This window comes from Kitasatospora sp. NPDC057738, from assembly GCF_042798815.1.
Taxonomy (GTDB): Bacteria; Actinomycetota; Actinomycetes; order Streptomycetales; family Streptomycetaceae; genus Kitasatospora; species Kitasatospora lactacystinica.
Genome location: NZ_JBHVJT010000044.1, coordinates 23,262 through 38,037, shown reverse-complemented (window position 1 = coordinate 38,037; position 14,776 = coordinate 23,262). Strand labels below are relative to the sequence as shown.

17 protein-coding genes are annotated in these 14,776 nt (G+C 74.0%); 8 read left to right on the top strand and 9 right to left on the bottom strand.

From position 1 onward, the window contains the following. Positions 1-196: 196 nt before the first annotated feature. Together ACFVGO_RS23535 and ACFVGO_RS23530 are read right to left on the bottom strand one after the other, a co-directional pair. Entirely contained in the window at positions 197-688 is a 492-nt protein-coding gene (locus ACFVGO_RS23535; RefSeq protein WP_380633839.1) for a GNAT family N-acetyltransferase, read from the bottom strand. Continuing rightward, positions 685-1,626 (bottom strand): MerR family transcriptional regulator, encoded by a 942-nt coding sequence (locus ACFVGO_RS23530; RefSeq protein WP_359903611.1) that lies wholly within the window; start codon positions 1,624-1,626, stop codon positions 685-687. Before ACFVGO_RS23530 ends, ACFVGO_RS23535 begins: the two co-directional genes overlap by 4 nt. Positions 1,627-1,703: 77 nt before the next feature. On the opposite strand from ACFVGO_RS23530, the gene ACFVGO_RS23525 reads away from it, so the two are divergent. Next, on the top strand, positions 1,704-2,333 hold the full coding sequence (locus tag ACFVGO_RS23525; RefSeq protein WP_380350122.1) for a response regulator: 630 nt from the start codon (positions 1,704-1,706) through the stop codon (positions 2,331-2,333). Between the two features lie 9 nt (positions 2,334-2,342). Here ACFVGO_RS23525 and ACFVGO_RS23520 read toward each other — a convergent pair whose 3' ends face one another. Together ACFVGO_RS23520 and ACFVGO_RS23515 are read right to left on the bottom strand one after the other, a co-directional pair. Then, positions 2,343-3,215: a transglutaminase family protein gene (locus tag ACFVGO_RS23520; protein ID WP_380633836.1), complete on the bottom strand. Its 873-nt coding sequence runs from the start codon at positions 3,213-3,215 to the stop codon at positions 2,343-2,345. Positions 3,216-3,313: 98 nt separating this feature from the next. Beyond that, positions 3,314-4,258: a GNAT family N-acetyltransferase gene (locus ACFVGO_RS23515; protein WP_359903566.1), complete on the bottom strand. Its 945-nt coding sequence runs from the start codon at positions 4,256-4,258 to the stop codon at positions 3,314-3,316. 199 nt (positions 4,259-4,457) lie between these two features. On the opposite strand from ACFVGO_RS23515, the gene fdxA reads away from it, so the two are divergent. Both fdxA and dapC read left to right on the top strand, forming a co-directional pair. Continuing rightward, complete coding sequence (gene fdxA, locus ACFVGO_RS23510) at positions 4,458-4,784, top strand: ferredoxin (RefSeq protein ID WP_030061559.1); 327 nt, start codon at positions 4,458-4,460, stop codon at positions 4,782-4,784. Positions 4,785-4,804: 20 nt separating this feature from the next. Continuing rightward, the gene (dapC, locus tag ACFVGO_RS23505; protein ID WP_359903563.1) at positions 4,805-5,953 is read left to right on the top strand and encodes a succinyldiaminopimelate transaminase; all 1,149 of its coding nucleotides are present in this window, start codon (positions 4,805-4,807) and stop codon (positions 5,951-5,953) included. 81 nt (positions 5,954-6,034) lie between these two features. On the opposite strand, the gene ACFVGO_RS23500 is transcribed toward dapC, so the two are convergent. Beyond that, a complete protein-coding gene (locus ACFVGO_RS23500; protein WP_380350128.1) occupies positions 6,035-6,835 on the bottom strand; it encodes a hypothetical protein in 801 nt (266 codons plus the stop codon). Positions 6,836-7,139: 304 nt separating this feature from the next. Next, positions 7,140-8,210, bottom strand: a complete 1,071-nt coding sequence (locus tag ACFVGO_RS23495; RefSeq protein ID WP_380350131.1) for a hypothetical protein — start codon at positions 8,208-8,210, stop codon at positions 7,140-7,142. Between the two features lie 187 nt (positions 8,211-8,397). On the opposite strand from ACFVGO_RS23495, the gene dapE reads away from it, so the two are divergent. Together dapE and ACFVGO_RS23485 are read left to right on the top strand one after the other, a co-directional pair. Continuing rightward, positions 8,398-9,474 carry a succinyl-diaminopimelate desuccinylase gene (dapE, locus tag ACFVGO_RS23490; RefSeq protein ID WP_359903555.1) on the top strand — a complete coding sequence of 359 codons (1,077 nt, stop codon included), beginning with the start codon at positions 8,398-8,400 and terminating at the stop codon, positions 9,472-9,474. Between the two features lie 111 nt (positions 9,475-9,585). After that, positions 9,586-10,395, top strand: coding sequence for a TIGR00730 family Rossman fold protein (locus tag ACFVGO_RS23485; protein ID WP_359903553.1), 810 nt, complete (start codon positions 9,586-9,588; stop codon positions 10,393-10,395). Positions 10,396-10,455: 60 nt separating this feature from the next. Here ACFVGO_RS23485 and folP read toward each other — a convergent pair whose 3' ends face one another. Beyond that, the gene (folP, locus tag ACFVGO_RS23480; protein ID WP_359903648.1) at positions 10,456-11,268 is read right to left on the bottom strand and encodes a dihydropteroate synthase; all 813 of its coding nucleotides are present in this window, start codon (positions 11,266-11,268) and stop codon (positions 10,456-10,458) included. 181 nt (positions 11,269-11,449) lie between these two features. Here folP and ACFVGO_RS23475 point away from each other — a divergent pair, with 181 nt between their 5' ends. Together ACFVGO_RS23475 and ACFVGO_RS23470 are read left to right on the top strand one after the other, a co-directional pair. Beyond that, positions 11,450-11,890 (top strand): DivIVA domain-containing protein, encoded by a 441-nt coding sequence (locus tag ACFVGO_RS23475; RefSeq protein ID WP_380350137.1) that lies wholly within the window; start codon positions 11,450-11,452, stop codon positions 11,888-11,890. Positions 11,891-11,900: 10 nt separating this feature from the next. Next, on the top strand, positions 11,901-12,494 hold the full coding sequence (locus ACFVGO_RS23470; protein WP_359903548.1) for a DNA-3-methyladenine glycosylase I: 594 nt from the start codon (positions 11,901-11,903) through the stop codon (positions 12,492-12,494). Positions 12,495-12,533: 39 nt separating this feature from the next. Here ACFVGO_RS23470 and ACFVGO_RS23465 read toward each other — a convergent pair whose 3' ends face one another. Continuing rightward, complete coding sequence (locus ACFVGO_RS23465) at positions 12,534-13,334, bottom strand: enoyl-CoA hydratase-related protein (RefSeq protein ID WP_359903545.1); 801 nt, start codon at positions 13,332-13,334, stop codon at positions 12,534-12,536. A 297-nt stretch (positions 13,335-13,631) separates the two neighbouring features. Between ACFVGO_RS23465 and ACFVGO_RS23460 the strand changes: the two genes are divergently transcribed. Beyond that, positions 13,632-13,799, top strand: a complete 168-nt coding sequence (locus ACFVGO_RS23460; RefSeq protein WP_014137929.1) for a DUF3117 domain-containing protein — start codon at positions 13,632-13,634, stop codon at positions 13,797-13,799. A 133-nt stretch (positions 13,800-13,932) separates the two neighbouring features. Here the strand turns inward: ACFVGO_RS23460 and ACFVGO_RS23455 are convergent, their stop codons facing one another. Further along, on the bottom strand, positions 13,933-14,595 hold the full coding sequence (locus tag ACFVGO_RS23455) for a class I SAM-dependent methyltransferase (RefSeq protein WP_359903646.1): 663 nt from the start codon (positions 14,593-14,595) through the stop codon (positions 13,933-13,935). Positions 14,596-14,776 lie beyond the last annotated feature (181 nt).

The following is a 14,776-nucleotide window of genomic DNA, read 5'->3' as shown; positions in this document are numbered from 1 at the left end:
CTCCCCGCGACCCACTACCCCCCCACCACCCCATCCCAGACAAAACAGCCACGCCCCCCAGGCCTCTTTTGCTGGAGCGGCACCCCCCCCCTCCCTCCCCCCCCCTCCACCCGGCTCCCGTACTCCCCGGCGCGGCACGGGCCCTTCGGCCGGTCGCCCTGCCCGCCGGACTGCCGGGGCCGCCCGTCGGCGTGCCTCAGCCGAGGTCGGTCAGGTCGCGGCGGTAGGCGAGGGCGGGGCGGTCGCCGAGGAGGAACTCGTGCCGGAACGCGAAGCCGTTCCGGGCGAGGACGGCCTGCGAGGCGGGGTTGTCGCGGGTGGTGACGGCGGTGAGGAAGCGCAGTCCGTACGCGGTGGCGGCGAGCCGGCACGCCTCGGCGACGGCGGCGGTGGCGACGCCGCGGCCGGCGGCGGACTCGGCGACCCGGTAGCCGATCTCGGCGCCGCCGTCGGCGAGGTCGACGAGGTTGACGCGGCCGACCAGCTCGCCGGCCGCGTCGCGGACGACGTGGAACCGGCAGGTGCCCGCGGCCTGTTCGGCGAGGAGGGCGGCGTGGCGGTCCGCGAACCCGGTGAAGTAGTCGTCACCGCGGTCCGGGATGCTGCGGGCGAAGTGGGCGCGGTTGGCGCGTTCGAAGTCGAGCAGGTCCTCGGCGTGGTCGGGGTGCAGCGGTTCCAGAGTGATCATTCCGACAGTCTGGCCCGCAGGGCCCCGGTGAACCACTCGAATACGTCCCGCAGGTTCTCCGGCACCGGCCAGCCGTTGACGGTCGCCATCAGCTGCCAGTAGCGCTCGGCCCTGGGGTCGTCGGCCGTTCCGAGGCGGTCGAGCAGCCACCGCCGCAGCGCGGTGTCGTCCGGGCGGTCGAAGGCCTCGGCGTAGGCGGCGGCGAGGGCGGCGACGACGGGGTCGGCCTCGGGGGAGGCGGGGGCGACGCCGGCCGCCAGTGCGGCCCGGACCAGGGAGGTCACCGTCCCGGTGAGCTCGACGTGCAGGCCGGTGCGGTCCCCGTCGGCGCGCTCGGCGGCCTGGTGCTCGGCCATCCGGCGCACCGCCGCGCGGAAGTCCGGGTCCTGGACGAGTTCGCCCAGTTCCACCCAGGCCTCGACCTGCTCCGCCCTTGGCTCGTCGGGAAGTTCGGGCATGGCCGAGCGCATCATGGCGACGAACTCCGGGTTGGCGTCCAGGCCGCCGAAGACCTCGTCGACGAAGTCGTGGATCAGGCGCCGGCGTTCGGCGTCGGAGAGTGCGGCGAGCTTGTGCATGAGTCTCATCTCCTCGGGTGTGGAACCGCGTTGGGCGACGGCGAGCAGCACCGCCCGGCGCAGCCGGAGGGTGCGGATCTGCACCTCCAGCGCCTCGGCGTGCGCGGCGGCGACCTCCCGCAGCGGGGCCTCCCGCTCCAGCACCCGGCGGATCGCGGGCAGGTCGAGCCCGAGTTCGCGCAGGGTGCGGACGAGGTCCAGCCGGGCGAGCGCGTGGACGTCGTACCGCCGGTAGCCGGCCGCGGTGCGGTCGGTGGGCGGCACCAGGCCGGTGTCGGCGTAGAACCGGATGGCCTTGACGGTGAGTCCGGTGCGCCGGGCGAGCTCGCCGATCGAGTAGAGGGTGTCGCTGCCGTCCATGGACCTCACTCTGGACCCTCCCCTTACCGGAGACACAAGCCCGTCGCCGTCGCCGGGCACGCCCTAAGGTCGTGGCCATGAACGACACTGACAACGGGGCCTCGATCCGCGTGCTGCTCGCCGAGGACCAGGGGATGGTCCGGGAGGCGCTGGCCGCGCTGCTCGGGCTGGAGGGGGACATCGATGTCGTCGCGCAGGTCGGCCGCGGGGACGAGGTGGTGGCGGCGGTGCTCGCGAACGACGTGCAGGTCGCCGTGCTGGACATCGAGATGCCGGGGATGACGGGCATCGAGGCGGCCGCCGAGCTGCGCGGCCGGGCGCCCGGGACGAAGGTGGTCATCGCGACGACCTTCGGCCGGCCCGGCTACCTGCGCCGGGCGATGGAGTCGGGCGCGGACGCCTTCCTGGTGAAGGACGCGCCGGCCGCCGAGCTGGCGGAGGCGATCCGCCGGGTGCTGCGCGGCGAGCGGGTGATCGATCCGGTGCTGGCCGCCGCCGCGCTGGCGGAGGGCGCCGACCCGCTGACCCCGCGCGAGCGGGACGTGCTGGGCGCGGCCGCGGACGGCGCGGTGAACGCGGACATCGCCCGGCGGCTGCACCTGTCCGAGGGGACGGTGCGCAACTACCTGTCGATGGCGATCCAGAAGACCGGGGCCCGCAACCGTACCGAGGCGGTGCGGATCGCCCGCGAGAAGGGCTGGCTGTAGGCGGGCGGGTCAGTTGAGCCGGTGCCGGGCCGCCCGGGCCTCCTGGCGGACCTTGGCGGCGGTGTCCGGGTCGAAGGTGTCCAGGATCTGCGCGTAGGCGTCCATCTCCGCCGATCCGCCGAGGAAGTCCCCGGTGCGGACGAGGAGTTCGGCCCGTTCCAGGCGCAGCTGGGCCGGGTGCCGGGGCAGCAGCAGGGAGAGTTCGGTGGCCCACAGCTGGGTGCGGGCGTGCTCGGGGCGGTCGGCGGCCCAGACCCGGATGTTGCCGAGCACCCGCAGCACGATCTCCAGCGGCTGGGCCGGGGTGAGCAGGGCGGGGGTGAACTCCTGCCCGGCGGCGGCGACCAGCCGTTCGACGTCCTCCGGGTCGAGCAGCCGCCCGCCGTGGAACGGGTCGGCCAGGACGTAGTCATCGCCGCCCGCCGGGCCGCCCACCGCGACGATGAAGTGGCCGGGCAGCGCGATGCCGTGGACGGTCAGCCCGGCGCGCCGCCCGACCGCCATCCACACCAGCGAGAGCGTGATCGGCAGTCCGCGCCGCCGCCGCAGCACCTCGGGCAGCAGCGAGGACTCCAGGCGCCGGTAGTCCGACTGCCGTCCGTGGAAGCGCTCCCGTCCGCCGAGCACCGCGGCGAGCAGGGCGGCCGTCTCCTCCGGCCCGGTGGGCGCCCGCTCGGCGACGGCCTGCCGGACGGCCGCCGCGTGCCGCTCCAGCGCGGCCTCGCAGGCGGCGAGCAGTGCGTCCACGCCGGGCGGCTCGCCGGGGTCGCCGGGGTCGGGCACCATGCCGTGCTCGGCGGCGGCGAGCAGGCACAGCAGCACCGGGTCGGGCTGCTCGGCGCGGGCGGCGGTCCGGAAGCGGTCTCTGCTCTGCTCGGTCACGGTGACGGCGACGGCTTTCGTACGGCGGACGGACAAGGCGGCGGACGGACGGTCGGGCGGACAGGGCGGGTGATCGGTCGGACGGTACGGCCCGGCGGCTACCCCTGGGGAAGAAGGGCGTAGTGGTAAGTGTGACTGGTCGTGAAGCCGAGTCCGTCATAGAGCGCGATCGCCCCCGCGTTCTCCGCCTCGACCTGGAGGTACCCGCCCCTCGCCCCCTCCTCGGCCGCGCGCGAGGCGAGCACCGCCATGACCGCCGTCGCCAGCCCGGCCCGCCGGGCGTACGGCTGGACCTCGATCGCTCCGAAGCAGGCCCAGTCCCCTTCGACGACGCAGCGTCCGATCGCCAGCGGGGGTTGCCCGGGGGCGCCCGGCACGGTGGCGAACCAGACGGAGGGCCCGCCGTGCAGCACCTGCCGGGCGGCCTCCTCGACGGCCGGGTCGCCGCTCACCCGCCGGTACACCGACAGCCACCGGTCGTCCGCGGTCCGCGCCAGCCGGACCCGCTCGTGCCCGGTGCCGACCCGGGCGAGCCCGGCCAGCGGGGCGGTGCGGACCAGGGTGGGCGCGTACCCGGCGCCGAGCCGGTCGAGTTCGGCGACCAGCGCGGTCGGCGAGCCGGGGGAGATCACCTCGACGTACGCGGGCAGCCCGCGCGCCGCGTACCAGGCGCGGACGGCCGCCAGCGCCTGAGGCAGCGGCAGCCCCGGGTCCCCGAGCGCCTGGACGGAGTTGGCCCGCCGGGTGAACCCGGCGGCGGCGCGCAGCGTCCACTCGCCGAGCGGCTCCTGCTCGACGGCCGGCCAGCCGCGGCCCGCGATCCGCTGCAGTTCGACCGGCGCGGTGACCGGCAACGGGGCCCGCCGAACCGGAAACGGCGGCACGACCTTGCCCGCGACCAGCAGCTTCTCCGGCAAGTGCACCGGATCGCCGGAACGCGGGGCGATCGTCAGCCCATGATCGTCCCACGATGTGAGCACGCCGATCGAATCCCGGAACACCGGCCGGTCGTCCACGAACTCCGCGAGGCGTCGGACCGACACGCGTCGTCCCACGTCAGAGCGATCTATCCGGACCTCCGGACGGTCGCCGACCGGGTTGACCGTCGCCATCTGGCCACCTCCTGTGCATTTGCGGTCTCCGACCCGCGATACTAGGGGCGGGCATCGACGACGCCGCGCTCACCGCGCACGGCAGCAGAACAGAACGGGCCACCAGGCCCTTCCGAGGAGGAACGACAGCGTGACCTACGTCATCGCGCAGCCTTGTGTCGACGTGAAGGACAAGGCGTGCATCGAAGAGTGCCCGGTTGACTGCATCTACGAGGGCGAGCGATCGCTCTACATCCACCCGGATGAGTGTGTCGACTGTGGCGCGTGCGAGCCGGTCTGCCCGGTCGAGGCGATCTTCTACGAGGACGACACTCCGGAGGAGTGGAAGGACTACTACAAGGCGAACGTCGAGTTCTTCGACGACCTGGGTTCGCCCGGTGGCGCCTCGAAGCTCGGCCTGATCGAGCGTGACCACCCGTTCATCGCCGCTCTGCCGCCGCAGAACGCCGACCACTGACGATCGGTGGCAGAACAGCTGTGAGCACCAACAGCACGCGCGCGCCGTTCCCGGGCCACCCGGGGGCGGCGCGTCGCGTTTCGGACAAGCTCCCGGTCTTTCCCTGGGACAAGCTGGAACCGTACAAGGCGACCGCCCTGGCCCACCCGGGCGGGCTCTGCGACTTCTCCGTCGGCACCCCGGTGGACCCGGTCCCCGAGGTCGTCCAGAAGGCGCTGGCCGCGCACACCGACACCCCCGGCTACCCGACCGTCTGGGGGCCGTCGGAGCTGCGCGAGGCGATCGCCGGCTGGCTGCACCGCCGGCTCGGCGCGCGGATCGGCCCGCAGGCCGTGCTGCCGACCGTCGGCTCCAAGGAGCTGGTGGCCTGGCTGCCGACCCAGCTCGGCCTCGGCCCCGGCGACCAGGTCGCCTACCCGCGCCTGGCCTACCCGACCTACGAGGTGGGCGCCCGGCTGTGCGGCGCCGAGCCGGTCGAGTACGACTCGGTGGACGAGCTGGACGGCTCCCGGGTGCGCCTGCTCTGGGTGAACTCGCCGTCCAACCCGACCGGCCGGGTGCTGGGCGCGGACGAGCTGCGCCGCGCCGTCGAGTGGGCCCGGGAGCACCGGGCCCTGCTGGTCAGCGACGAGTGCTACCTGGAGCTGGGCTGGGAGGCCGACCCGGTCTCGGTCCTGCACCCGGACGTCTGCGGCGACGGCCACGAGGGCCTGCTGGCCGTGCACTCGCTCTCCAAGCGCTCCAACCTGGCCGGCTACCGCGCCTCCTTCGTGGCGGGCGACCCGGTGGTGGTCAAGGAGCTGCTGGAGGTGCGCAAGCACGGCGGCATGATCGTGCCGGCGCCGGTCCAGGCGGCGACGGTCGCCGCGCTCGCGGACGACGCGCACGTGGCCGAGCAGCGCGAGCGGTACGCGGCCCGGCGCTCGGCCCTGCGGGCGGCGCTGGAGGCGTACGGCTTCCGGATCGAGCACTCCGAGGCGAGCCTCTACCTGTGGGCGACCCAGGACCGCCCGTGCTGGGAGACGGTGGCCGAACTGGCCGGGCTGGGCATCCTGGTGGCGCCCGGCGACTTCTACGGGCCGGCCGGCGACCGCTTCGTGCGGGTCGCGTTCACGGCGACCGACGAGCGGGTCGCCGCGGCCGTGGAGCGGCTGGGCGCGGCGCGCTGACCGCACCCGGACGACTGTACGGCGAAGGGGGCCGGTGTCACGGACACCGGCCCCCTTCGGGGTTCTCCGCGGAGGCGGGGGTTACAGCGGCAGGCCGTTGAGGCCGCCGCCGTTGAGGCTGCCCAGCAGGCCGCCGAGCGGGCCGAGCGCGCCGGTCAGGCCGGACAGCGGGCTGTTCGAACCGAGGTCGGCACCGCCGAGGCGGTTGGCCGACCCGTGCTCGGCCAGGCCGAGCACGTCGGTGGCGGGCAGGTCGGCCGGCAGGGCCTGCTCGACGGAGCCGAGCGGCAGCGCGCGCTGCACCGCGCCGACGGGCAGGGCGTCGGCGACGGCGGTGCCGCCGGGGACGGCGCCGGTGAGGGTCCCGGCGGCCGGCAGGGTCTGGGTGACCGGGCCCGAGGTGAGCCCGTCGAGCGGGCCGGTGCCGGCGGTGGCGCTGCGGGTGGCCGTGCTCCTGCCGGTGACGGCCTCGCCGAGCTTGCCGGCCAGGGCCGAGGTGACCTTCGGGGTGACCGAGGAGAGCTGGCCGGCCGTCGCGGCGGTCTGGTCGACCGGGGCGGTCAGCGAGCCGGCCTTCTCGTTGGCCTCGGGCAGCTGCTGGGCGACGATGTTGCCGGCGGCGTCGGCGGAGGCCGGTACGCCCGCGGCGACGGTGGCCGCACCGGTGGTGCCGGCGGCCTGGCCGAGCTGGTGGGTGGTGTGCTGGAGGGTGGAGCCGGTGTCGGTGTTGGTCAGCTGGCCCAGCGGTGCCGCGAGGTCGCTCTTGGGCAGCAGGGCGTCTCCGCCCAGGGCGGACGCGGAGCCGGCGGCGAGCAGCGGGGTCGCTCCGGCGGCCACGACGAGCGCGGCCTGGGCGATCCGGCGCGTGAGGGGGTGAGACATGGGGCTCCTCGAAGGGGTCTGGGTCCGTCCCGTCCGCCCCGGGGGCCGGGTGTGGCCGATCGGGCGGACGACGTTGTTACCGCTTGAGAAGCCAGAAGGTTTCGGCCGGTGCAAGGAAGCTTCCTGGCCGATCATCGGATCGTACGACCACGACAGGGGTGCCCGCCGGGCCCGGTCGGACGTCGCCGAACCGGCCCCGGCCAAGGGCAGTGACGGTTCTCCATCCCGGTTCGCCGGAACGGGGGGTCGGTCCACCGGGGTTGACCGGAATCACCCGACCGGCGGCAACCCGAACACCAGTGCGTCAGCCCTTGTCGGCCGGGGCCAGAGTGACCTGGACGAGCTTGGTCGAGGTGCCCGAGGTCTGGCTCTGCCAGCCGTCCTCGGACTTGGACTTGCGCCAGATCTTCCCGTCGTAGGCGACCGTCGCGATGCCCAGCTGCTGGGCCTGGGCGACCGCCCAGTGGGCGACCTCCCAGCCGCTCGCCCGCTCGGCGACCGCTCCGCCGTCCGCCCCCGCGTCCGAGGAGGAGGTCAGCGCGGCGGTGGCCGGGTCGGGGGTCAGCGAGACGGCGTTCTCGGCGCCCTTGATGGTCGAGGTGTAGCCGGTCGCCGGCGTCACCGTGCGGCCGAACTCCCGGCGCACCCGGTCGGACAGCACCTGGGCCCGGTCCGGCGCCGCGGCCGGGGTCGCGGTGGCGCCCGGGGTCGCGCCCGGGGAGGCGGAGGCGGAGTCCGCCGGATCCGGCTTGGCGTAGTCGTGCACCACGCAGGAGAACGAGGCGGGCTCCCGGCCGGCCAGCGCCGAGGTGAGCAGGGTCGCCTTGGTCTCGTGCTTGGCGTAGGCCTGCGGGTAGCCGCTCTTCTGCACCGTCTGCGCGGCGTCGGTCAGCGGCATCCGGGTGTAGCCGGGGACCTTGACCAGGCCGTCCAGGAACTTGTTGGTCGCGTACACCGGGTCCGAGATCTGCGCCGGGGTGCCCCAGCCCATCGACGGCCGCTGCTGGAAGAGGCCGATCGAGTCCCGGTCGCCGCCCGCCAGGTTGCGCAGCTTGGACTCCTGCATGGCGGTCGCCAGCGAGATCGTGGTGGCCCGGTCCGGCAGCCCGCGCGAGCGCGCCACCGCGGCGATCGTCGCGGCGTTGGCGGCCTGCGGCAGCTCCAGCGTGCCGCTGCCCGCCGCGGTCTTCACCGTGCACTCCTCGGACGCGCCCGGCTTGAAGCCGAACCACCAGATCCCGACCACGGCCAGACCGGCGACCAGGGCCAGGCCGAGCAGCCCGACGATCACCATCAGCAGGGCGCGCAGCGGCCCGCGGCGGCGAGTGGGCTCCCCTTCGTCGCCCAGCTCCTCGCTGCTCCTTCTCCTGGCCACCGTCGCCCCTCTCGCGCCTGCTCCTTGATCCGACACCGTACCCACTCGGACGGATGTGCGGCGCCTCCCGGTTGCCGTTGCCCGCCCACTCGCCGTCAGGGCGCCGCCCCCGGGGACGGCGGGGGCCGCTCCGCGTCACCGGGCGGCCGCACCGGCCCGCACCGGGCCGCGGACTAGGCTGGCGCCCATGAGCAGCCCGAACCCGACGCCCCTGGACCTCACTCTCGACGGCGGCGCGCTGACCGCCCGCCTCGTCGACTTCCCCTCGGTGAGCGGCGACGAGCAGGCGCTCGCCGACGCCGTGGAGGCCGCGCTGCGCGGCTACCCGCACCTCACCGTGGACCGCCACGGCAACAACGTGGTCGCCCGGACGAACCTGGGCCGGGCCGAGCGCGTCGTCCTGGCCGGCCACCTGGACACCGTGCCGATCGCCGACAACCTCCCCTCGTACGTCGAGGGCGACCTGCTCTACGGCTGCGGCACCTCGGACATGAAGTCCGGCGTGGCCGTCCAGCTGCGCCTGGCCGCCACGCTCGCCGAGCCCAACCGCGACCTCACCTTCGTCTTCTACGACTGCGAGGAGGTGGAGGCCCACCGCAACGGCCTGGGCCACCTCGCCGAGGACCACCCGCAGTGGCTGGCCGGCGACTTCGCGGTGCTGATGGAGCCCAGCGGCGGCATGGTCGAGGGCGGCTGCCAGGGCACCCTGCGGGCGCAGGTGCGGCTCACCGGCGTGCGCGCCCACGCGGCCCGCAGCTGGCTCGGCGACAACGCCATCCACCACGCCGCCGAGGTGCTCACCCGGCTCGCGGACTACCGGCCGCGCCGGGTGGAGATCGACGGCCTGGAGTACCGCGAGGGCCTGAACGCGGTCCGGATCGACGGCGGCGTGGCCGGCAACGTGATCCCGGACGAGTGCGTCGTCACGGTCAACTTCCGCTACGCGCCGGACCGCAGCGAGGCCGACGCGGAGAAGCACGTGCGCGAGGTCTTCGACGGCTTCGAGCTCACCGTCACCGACTTCGCCGCTGGCGCCCTGCCCGGACTCGCCCAGCCGGCCGCCCAGGCCTTCCTGGCGGCCACCGGCGGCCAGGCCCGGGCCAAGTTCGGCTGGACCGACGTCGCCCGCTTCAGCGCGCTCGGCGTCCCGGCCGTCAACTACGGCCCCGGGGACCCGAACCTGGCGCACAAGCGCGAGGAGCACTGCTCGCTGAGCGCCATCGCCGAGGTCGAGGAGCGGCTGCGCGCCTGGCTGACCAGCTGAGCCGCGCGCGGCTCAGCTCGTACGATCAGCGGCCGAACGCCACCTTCCGGTTGCTCAACCGACCTTCCCCCGTTGCCTGAAAACGGGGGAAGATCGGCGTAGGGTTTCGTCATGACAGGCACAGGAGACGAGAAGCACTACGGTCACGGTCCCGAGCAGGTCGGGGTGCCGCGGAAGAAGAAGGCCTGGCCCGAGAAGCAGAAGGGCCCGGTGCTGGTGCGCCGGGACCAGGTCGGCACGAGCACCACGGACCAGCGCCTGCTGGACACCACCGGCCCCACCGACTGGCTGCACACCGACCCGTGGCGGGTCCTGCGGATCACCTCCGAGTTCGTCGAGGGCTTCGGCGCCCTCGCCGAACTCCCGCCCGCGATCAGCGTCTTCGGCTCCGCCCGGACCCCGGTCGACTCGCCCGAGTACCAGGCGGGCGTGGAGATCGGACGGGCCCTCGTCGAGGCCGGCTACGCGGTGATCACCGGCGGCGGCCCGGGCGCGATGGAGGCCGCCAACCGCGGCGCCTCCGAGGCCGGCGGCCTCAGCGTCGGGCTCGGCATCGAGCTGCCCTTCGAGCAGGGCCTCAACGAGTTCGTCGACCTCGGTCTGAACTTCCGCTACTTCTTCGTCCGCAAGACGATGTTCGTGAAGTACGCCCAGGGCTTCGTGGTCCTGCCCGGCGGCCTCGGCACGCTGGACGAACTGTTCGAGGCGCTCACCCTGGTGCAGACGAAGAAGGTCACCCGCTTCCCGGTGATCCTCTACGGCAGCGCCTACTGGGGCGGCCTCTACGAGTGGCTGAAGAACACCCTGGTCGCGCAGGGCAAGGCGGCCCCGCACGACCTGGAGCTGTTCCACATCACCGACGAGATCGACGAGGTCATGAAGATCCTCGCCGACGCCCGCCGGCCCGCCGGCGAGATCTAGCCCCGCCGCCCGGCCGCCCCGTCGGCCGGACCAGCGGGCAGGCCCCGGCCCGGCCGGGGTCTAGGCCAGCCCCCGGCGGGCGACCGCCGGGGCGCGGGTGCCCCGGATCGAGGCGACCATGTCCAGCACCTGGCGGGTCTCCGCGACCTGGTGCACCCGGTAGATCCGCGCGCCCAGCCAGGCCGAGACCGCGGTGGTGGCCAGGGTGCCGAGCAGCCGCTCGTTCACCGGCTTGTCCAGGGTCTCGCCGACGAAGTCCTTGTTGGAGAGCGAGACCAGCACCGGGAAGCCGGTCGCGGTCATCTCCGGCAGCCGCCGGGTGGCCTCCAGCGAGTGCCGGGTGTTCTTGCCGAAGTCGTGCCCCGGGTCGATGACCACCGCGTCCCGCCGCACGCCGAGCTCCACCGCGCGCTCGGCCAGTCCCACGGTCACCCGCAGGATGTCCGCCATCACGTCCTCGTACCCGACCCGGTGCGGCCGGGTGCGGGGTTCGGCGCCGCCGGCGTGGGTGCAGACCAGCCCGGCGTCGTACCGGGCGGCCACCTCGGCGAGCTCCGGGTCCACCCCGCCCCAGGCGTCGTTCAGCAGGTCCGCGCCCACCTCGCAGACCGCCTCGCCGACCTCGTGCCGCCAGGTGTCCACGCTGATGACCGCCTCGGGGTGGCGCTTGCGCAGCTCGGCCACGAAGGGCACGGTGCGCCGCAGTTCCTCCTCGACCGTGACCTCGTCTCCCGGCCCGGCCTTCACCCCGCCGATGTCCAGGATCGCCGCGCCCTCGGCCATCGCCCGGTCCGCGGCGGCGAAGGCGGCCTGGTCGGCGAAGGTCGCGCCCTTGTCGAAGAACGAGTCCGGCGTCCGGTTGACGATCGCCATGATCACCAGCTCGTCGTCACCGAATTCCCGCGGTCCCAGGCGCAGTGCCACCGATGTCTCCTCCACAGCTCCTGCGGGTGCGATGATGGCCCCCGGCCTCACTAAGGGACCATGCTGTCATGATCAGTGTGGTTACCTGCCACCACATAGCGGACCGGCCGGGAGTTCGGGAGGACAGCTCGTGTTCTGGGTGATCGTGGTCGCCATGGCCGTGGTGGTCGGTGGTGCCGCCCTGGTGGCGCTGGGTGGGGGTGGGTCGATGCCGGAGGCGGTACCGGACCGCATCTCCGCGCGACTGCCGCAGGACCGCCCGCTGGGCAAGGCGGACGTGGACGAGCTGCGCCTGCCGATGGCGCTGCGCGGCTACCGGATGGACGAGGTGGACGACGTCCTGGACCGCCTCGGCGCCGAACTCGCCTACCGCGACGCGCGGATCGCCGAGCTGGAGGCCGCCGCCCACCTGCGCGGCGCGGTCGAGGCGACCACCGCCCCCGACCCGGCGGCCGAGCCGCTGCCCGGCCTGGAGGAGTTCGCCCAGGTGGTCGAGCCGGCCGTGGTGCTCGCCAAGCAGCCGGCCGGGGAGCAGACCCCCGAGGACGCGAAGCCGGGGGCCGACAAGTGAACGGGTGCGCATGAGTGGTGAGGTCGAGGGCGCGGTGCTCGGTGCGGACGGGCTGCGCCGCTGCGCCTGGGGCGATTCCACCGACGACTACCGGGTCTACCACGACACCGAGTGGGGCCGTCCGGTGCACGGCGACGACGCGCTGTTCGAGCGGGTCTGCCTGGAGGCCTTCCAGTCCGGCCTGTCCTGGCTGACCATCCTGCGCCGCCGCGAGGGCTTCCGGGCCGCGTTCGCGGGCTTCGAGATCGCCGAGGTCGCCGAGTTCGGCGAGGCGGACAAGGAGCGCCTGCTCGCCGACGCCGGCATCATCCGCAACCGGGCCAAGATCGAGGCGGCGATCGCCAACGCGCGGGTCGCCCGCGATCTGGAGGGCGGCCTGGACGCGCTGATCTGGCGGTTCGCCGCCGAGCCGGACCGGCCGGCCCCCCGCACGCTGAGCGAGGTGCCGGCCGTCACGCCGGAGTCGACGGCGCTGGCGAAGGCGCTGAAGAAGGAGGGCTTCCGCTTCGTCGGCCCGACCACCGCCTACGCCCTGATGCAGGCCTGCGGGCTGGTCGACGACCACCTGGCGGACTGCCACGTCCGCACCGGCGCCAAGGGCTGACCGCCGGCGCGGGGGCCGGGTGGTCGGCCCCCGCGCGCCTCAGCGGCCCAGGTACTTCGGCTTCTCCTTGGCGATGAAGGCGCGCACCGCGATCCGGTGGTCCTCGCTCTCGCCCGCCAGCGTCTGCAACTCGTCCTCCTTGTCGAGGAGTTCGTCCAGCGAGTGGGAGGCGCCGTACGCCAGCGACTCCTTGATGGCGCCGTAGGCGACGGTCGGGCCCTCGGCCAGCTCGCGGGCGAAGGCCCGGGCGGTGGCGGCGAGTTCCTCGGCCGGCACCACCTTGGTGGCCAGGCCCAGCTCCATCGCCTCGGCGGCCTTGACCGTCCGGGGAAGCATCAGCAGCTCGGTGGCCCTGGCGTGCCCGACCAGCCGGGGCAGCGTCCAGGAGGCGCCCGAGTCGGCGGTCAGCCCGATCCCGGCGAAGGCGGTGTTGAAGCCGGCCCGGTCGGACAGGAAGCGGAAGTCGCAGGCGAAGGCGAGCGAGGCGCCGGCTCCGGCCGCCACCCCGCCGACCGCGGCGACGGTCGGCTTGCGCATCCCGGCCAGCGCCCGCACCAGCGGGTTGTAGTGCTCGGCGACGGTCCGCAGCGCGCCCTCGCCGGTCTCCTCGGCCCGCTTCAGCAGGGTCAGGTGCTCGTTCAGGTCCTGGCCGACGCAGAAGGCCCGCTCGCCCGCCCCGGTCAGCAGGACGGCCCGCACCGCCGGGTCCGCGGCCGCGGCGGTCACGGCGTCGCGCAGCGCGATCTTGGTGGCGACGTCGAGCGCGTTCATCGCCTCCGGGCGGTTGATGGTGAGGACGGCCAGGCCGCCGTCCAGCTCGTACAGCACGGAATCGGACATGGGTGAGGGCTCCCGGGGTCGAGGCGGTGTCGGTCGTGTGTGTCAGGATGCCGGAGCACACGGGGGCCTGGGGAGTGTGAGGTATCGCACCTTCCGGTGCTGTCCGTGCCGCCGCCACGCCGGGGCTTATGACGCGGTTTGCGGCGGTTGGGGGCGGTCCGGCCGTGGTTGCACCGAGAGTGATGTTGGTCATCAGCCCGTGGCATGCGGGATAATGGCTTCCGATCAATGCGTTCGATACCGGCGGTGGACGGACTGCCGGTGCGTAGCTGAGCGGTTGCAGGAAGGGGAACGAGCATGGCGGCCATGAAGCCGCGGACGGGTGACGGCCCGCTCGAAGTCACCAAAGAGGGGCGGGGCATCATCATGCGCGTTCCGCTCGAAGGCGGCGGACGCCTTGTGGTGGAGCTCACGCCTGACGAGGCCGACGCCCTCGGCGAGGCCCTGAAGAAGGCCTGCGGCTGACCGCAGCAGGTGCTCGCCATCTCCTGGAGATGTGCTGCCGGGCCCGGGTACGACGTCATGTCGGCCCGGGTCCGCACGTTTTCCGGGCCCGGTCCCCGCGGGGCGCCGGGCTCGGCGCTCGATGGCGCCGGGCTCAGCGCTTGATGGCGCAGAGCAGCCCGTCCGACACCGGCAGCAGGGCCGGCAGCAGGGCCTCGCTCTCCCGCACGTCCCGGACCAGGTCCCGGACGGCGCCGGTCTGCGGGTCCTGGAGCTCCGGTTCGGCCAGCCTGCCCTCCTGGAAGACCCCCTCGAAGCAGACCATCCCGCCCGGCCGCAGCAGCCGCAGCGCCTCCAGCAGGTACTCGCAGGACTCGACCGGGTCGCCGTCGCAGAACACCAGGTCGTACTGGCCGTCGGCGAGCCGGGGCAGCACCTCCAGGGCCCGGCCCGGTATGAACCGGGAGCGGTTGGCCGCGAACCCGGCCGCCTGGTACGCCTCGCGGGCCAGCTGCTGGCGCACCGGTTCGGAGTCCACCGTGGTGAGCACGCCGTCCGGCCGCATCCCGCGCAGCAGGTAGACCCCTGATACCCCGGTGCCGGTGCCGATCTCGGCGACCGCCTTGGCGTCCAGCGCGGCGGCCAGCAGCCGCAGGCACGCCCCGCCGCTCGGCCCGATCGCCTTTATCCCGGTCCGCGCGGACTGGGCCCGGGCGTAGGTCAGCACCGCGTCCTCGCTCACGAAGGTGTCGGCGAGGGCCGCACGTGCGGGCCCGAATTCGCTGATGGCTGCCTCTTTCGGAGCGCCGGGCGGCAGCCCGGTGCCGAGGGATGTCGATATTTCCTGGCACAGATTACTGGCCGACCGGGAACCGCGTACGGCGGCGGGCCGTTGTCAGGACGGACCGGGTGCGGATGGCCTCCCGGGCACTTTTATCCGGGCTTGACGGGTGAGGTGGATATGGTGGTGGCCCTGCTGGGCAGAAGAGCCGACCGAG

Coding starts and splice junctions, on each gene's coding strand:
- dapE (WP_359903555.1), top strand. CDS start 8,398: ATGAGCAGCCCGAACCCGACGCCCCTGGACCTCACTCTCGACGGCGGC.
- ACFVGO_RS23535 (WP_380633839.1), bottom strand. CDS start 688: ATGATCACTCTGGAACCGCTGCACCCCGACCACGCCGAGGACCTGCTC.
- ACFVGO_RS23530 (WP_359903611.1), bottom strand. CDS start 1,626: ATGGACGGCAGCGACACCCTCTACTCGATCGGCGAGCTCGCCCGGCGC.
- ACFVGO_RS23460 (WP_014137929.1), top strand. CDS start 13,632: ATGGCGGCCATGAAGCCGCGGACGGGTGACGGCCCGCTCGAAGTCACC.
- ACFVGO_RS23485 (WP_359903553.1), top strand. CDS start 9,586: ATGACAGGCACAGGAGACGAGAAGCACTACGGTCACGGTCCCGAGCAG.
- ACFVGO_RS23470 (WP_359903548.1), top strand. CDS start 11,901: ATGAGTGGTGAGGTCGAGGGCGCGGTGCTCGGTGCGGACGGGCTGCGC.
- ACFVGO_RS23500 (WP_380350128.1), bottom strand. CDS start 6,835: ATGTCTCACCCCCTCACGCGCCGGATCGCCCAGGCCGCGCTCGTCGTG.
- folP (WP_359903648.1), bottom strand. CDS start 11,268: ATGGCGATCGTCAACCGGACGCCGGACTCGTTCTTCGACAAGGGCGCG.
- ACFVGO_RS23525 (WP_380350122.1), top strand. CDS start 1,704: ATGAACGACACTGACAACGGGGCCTCGATCCGCGTGCTGCTCGCCGAG.
- ACFVGO_RS23465 (WP_359903545.1), bottom strand. CDS start 13,334: ATGTCCGATTCCGTGCTGTACGAGCTGGACGGCGGCCTGGCCGTCCTC.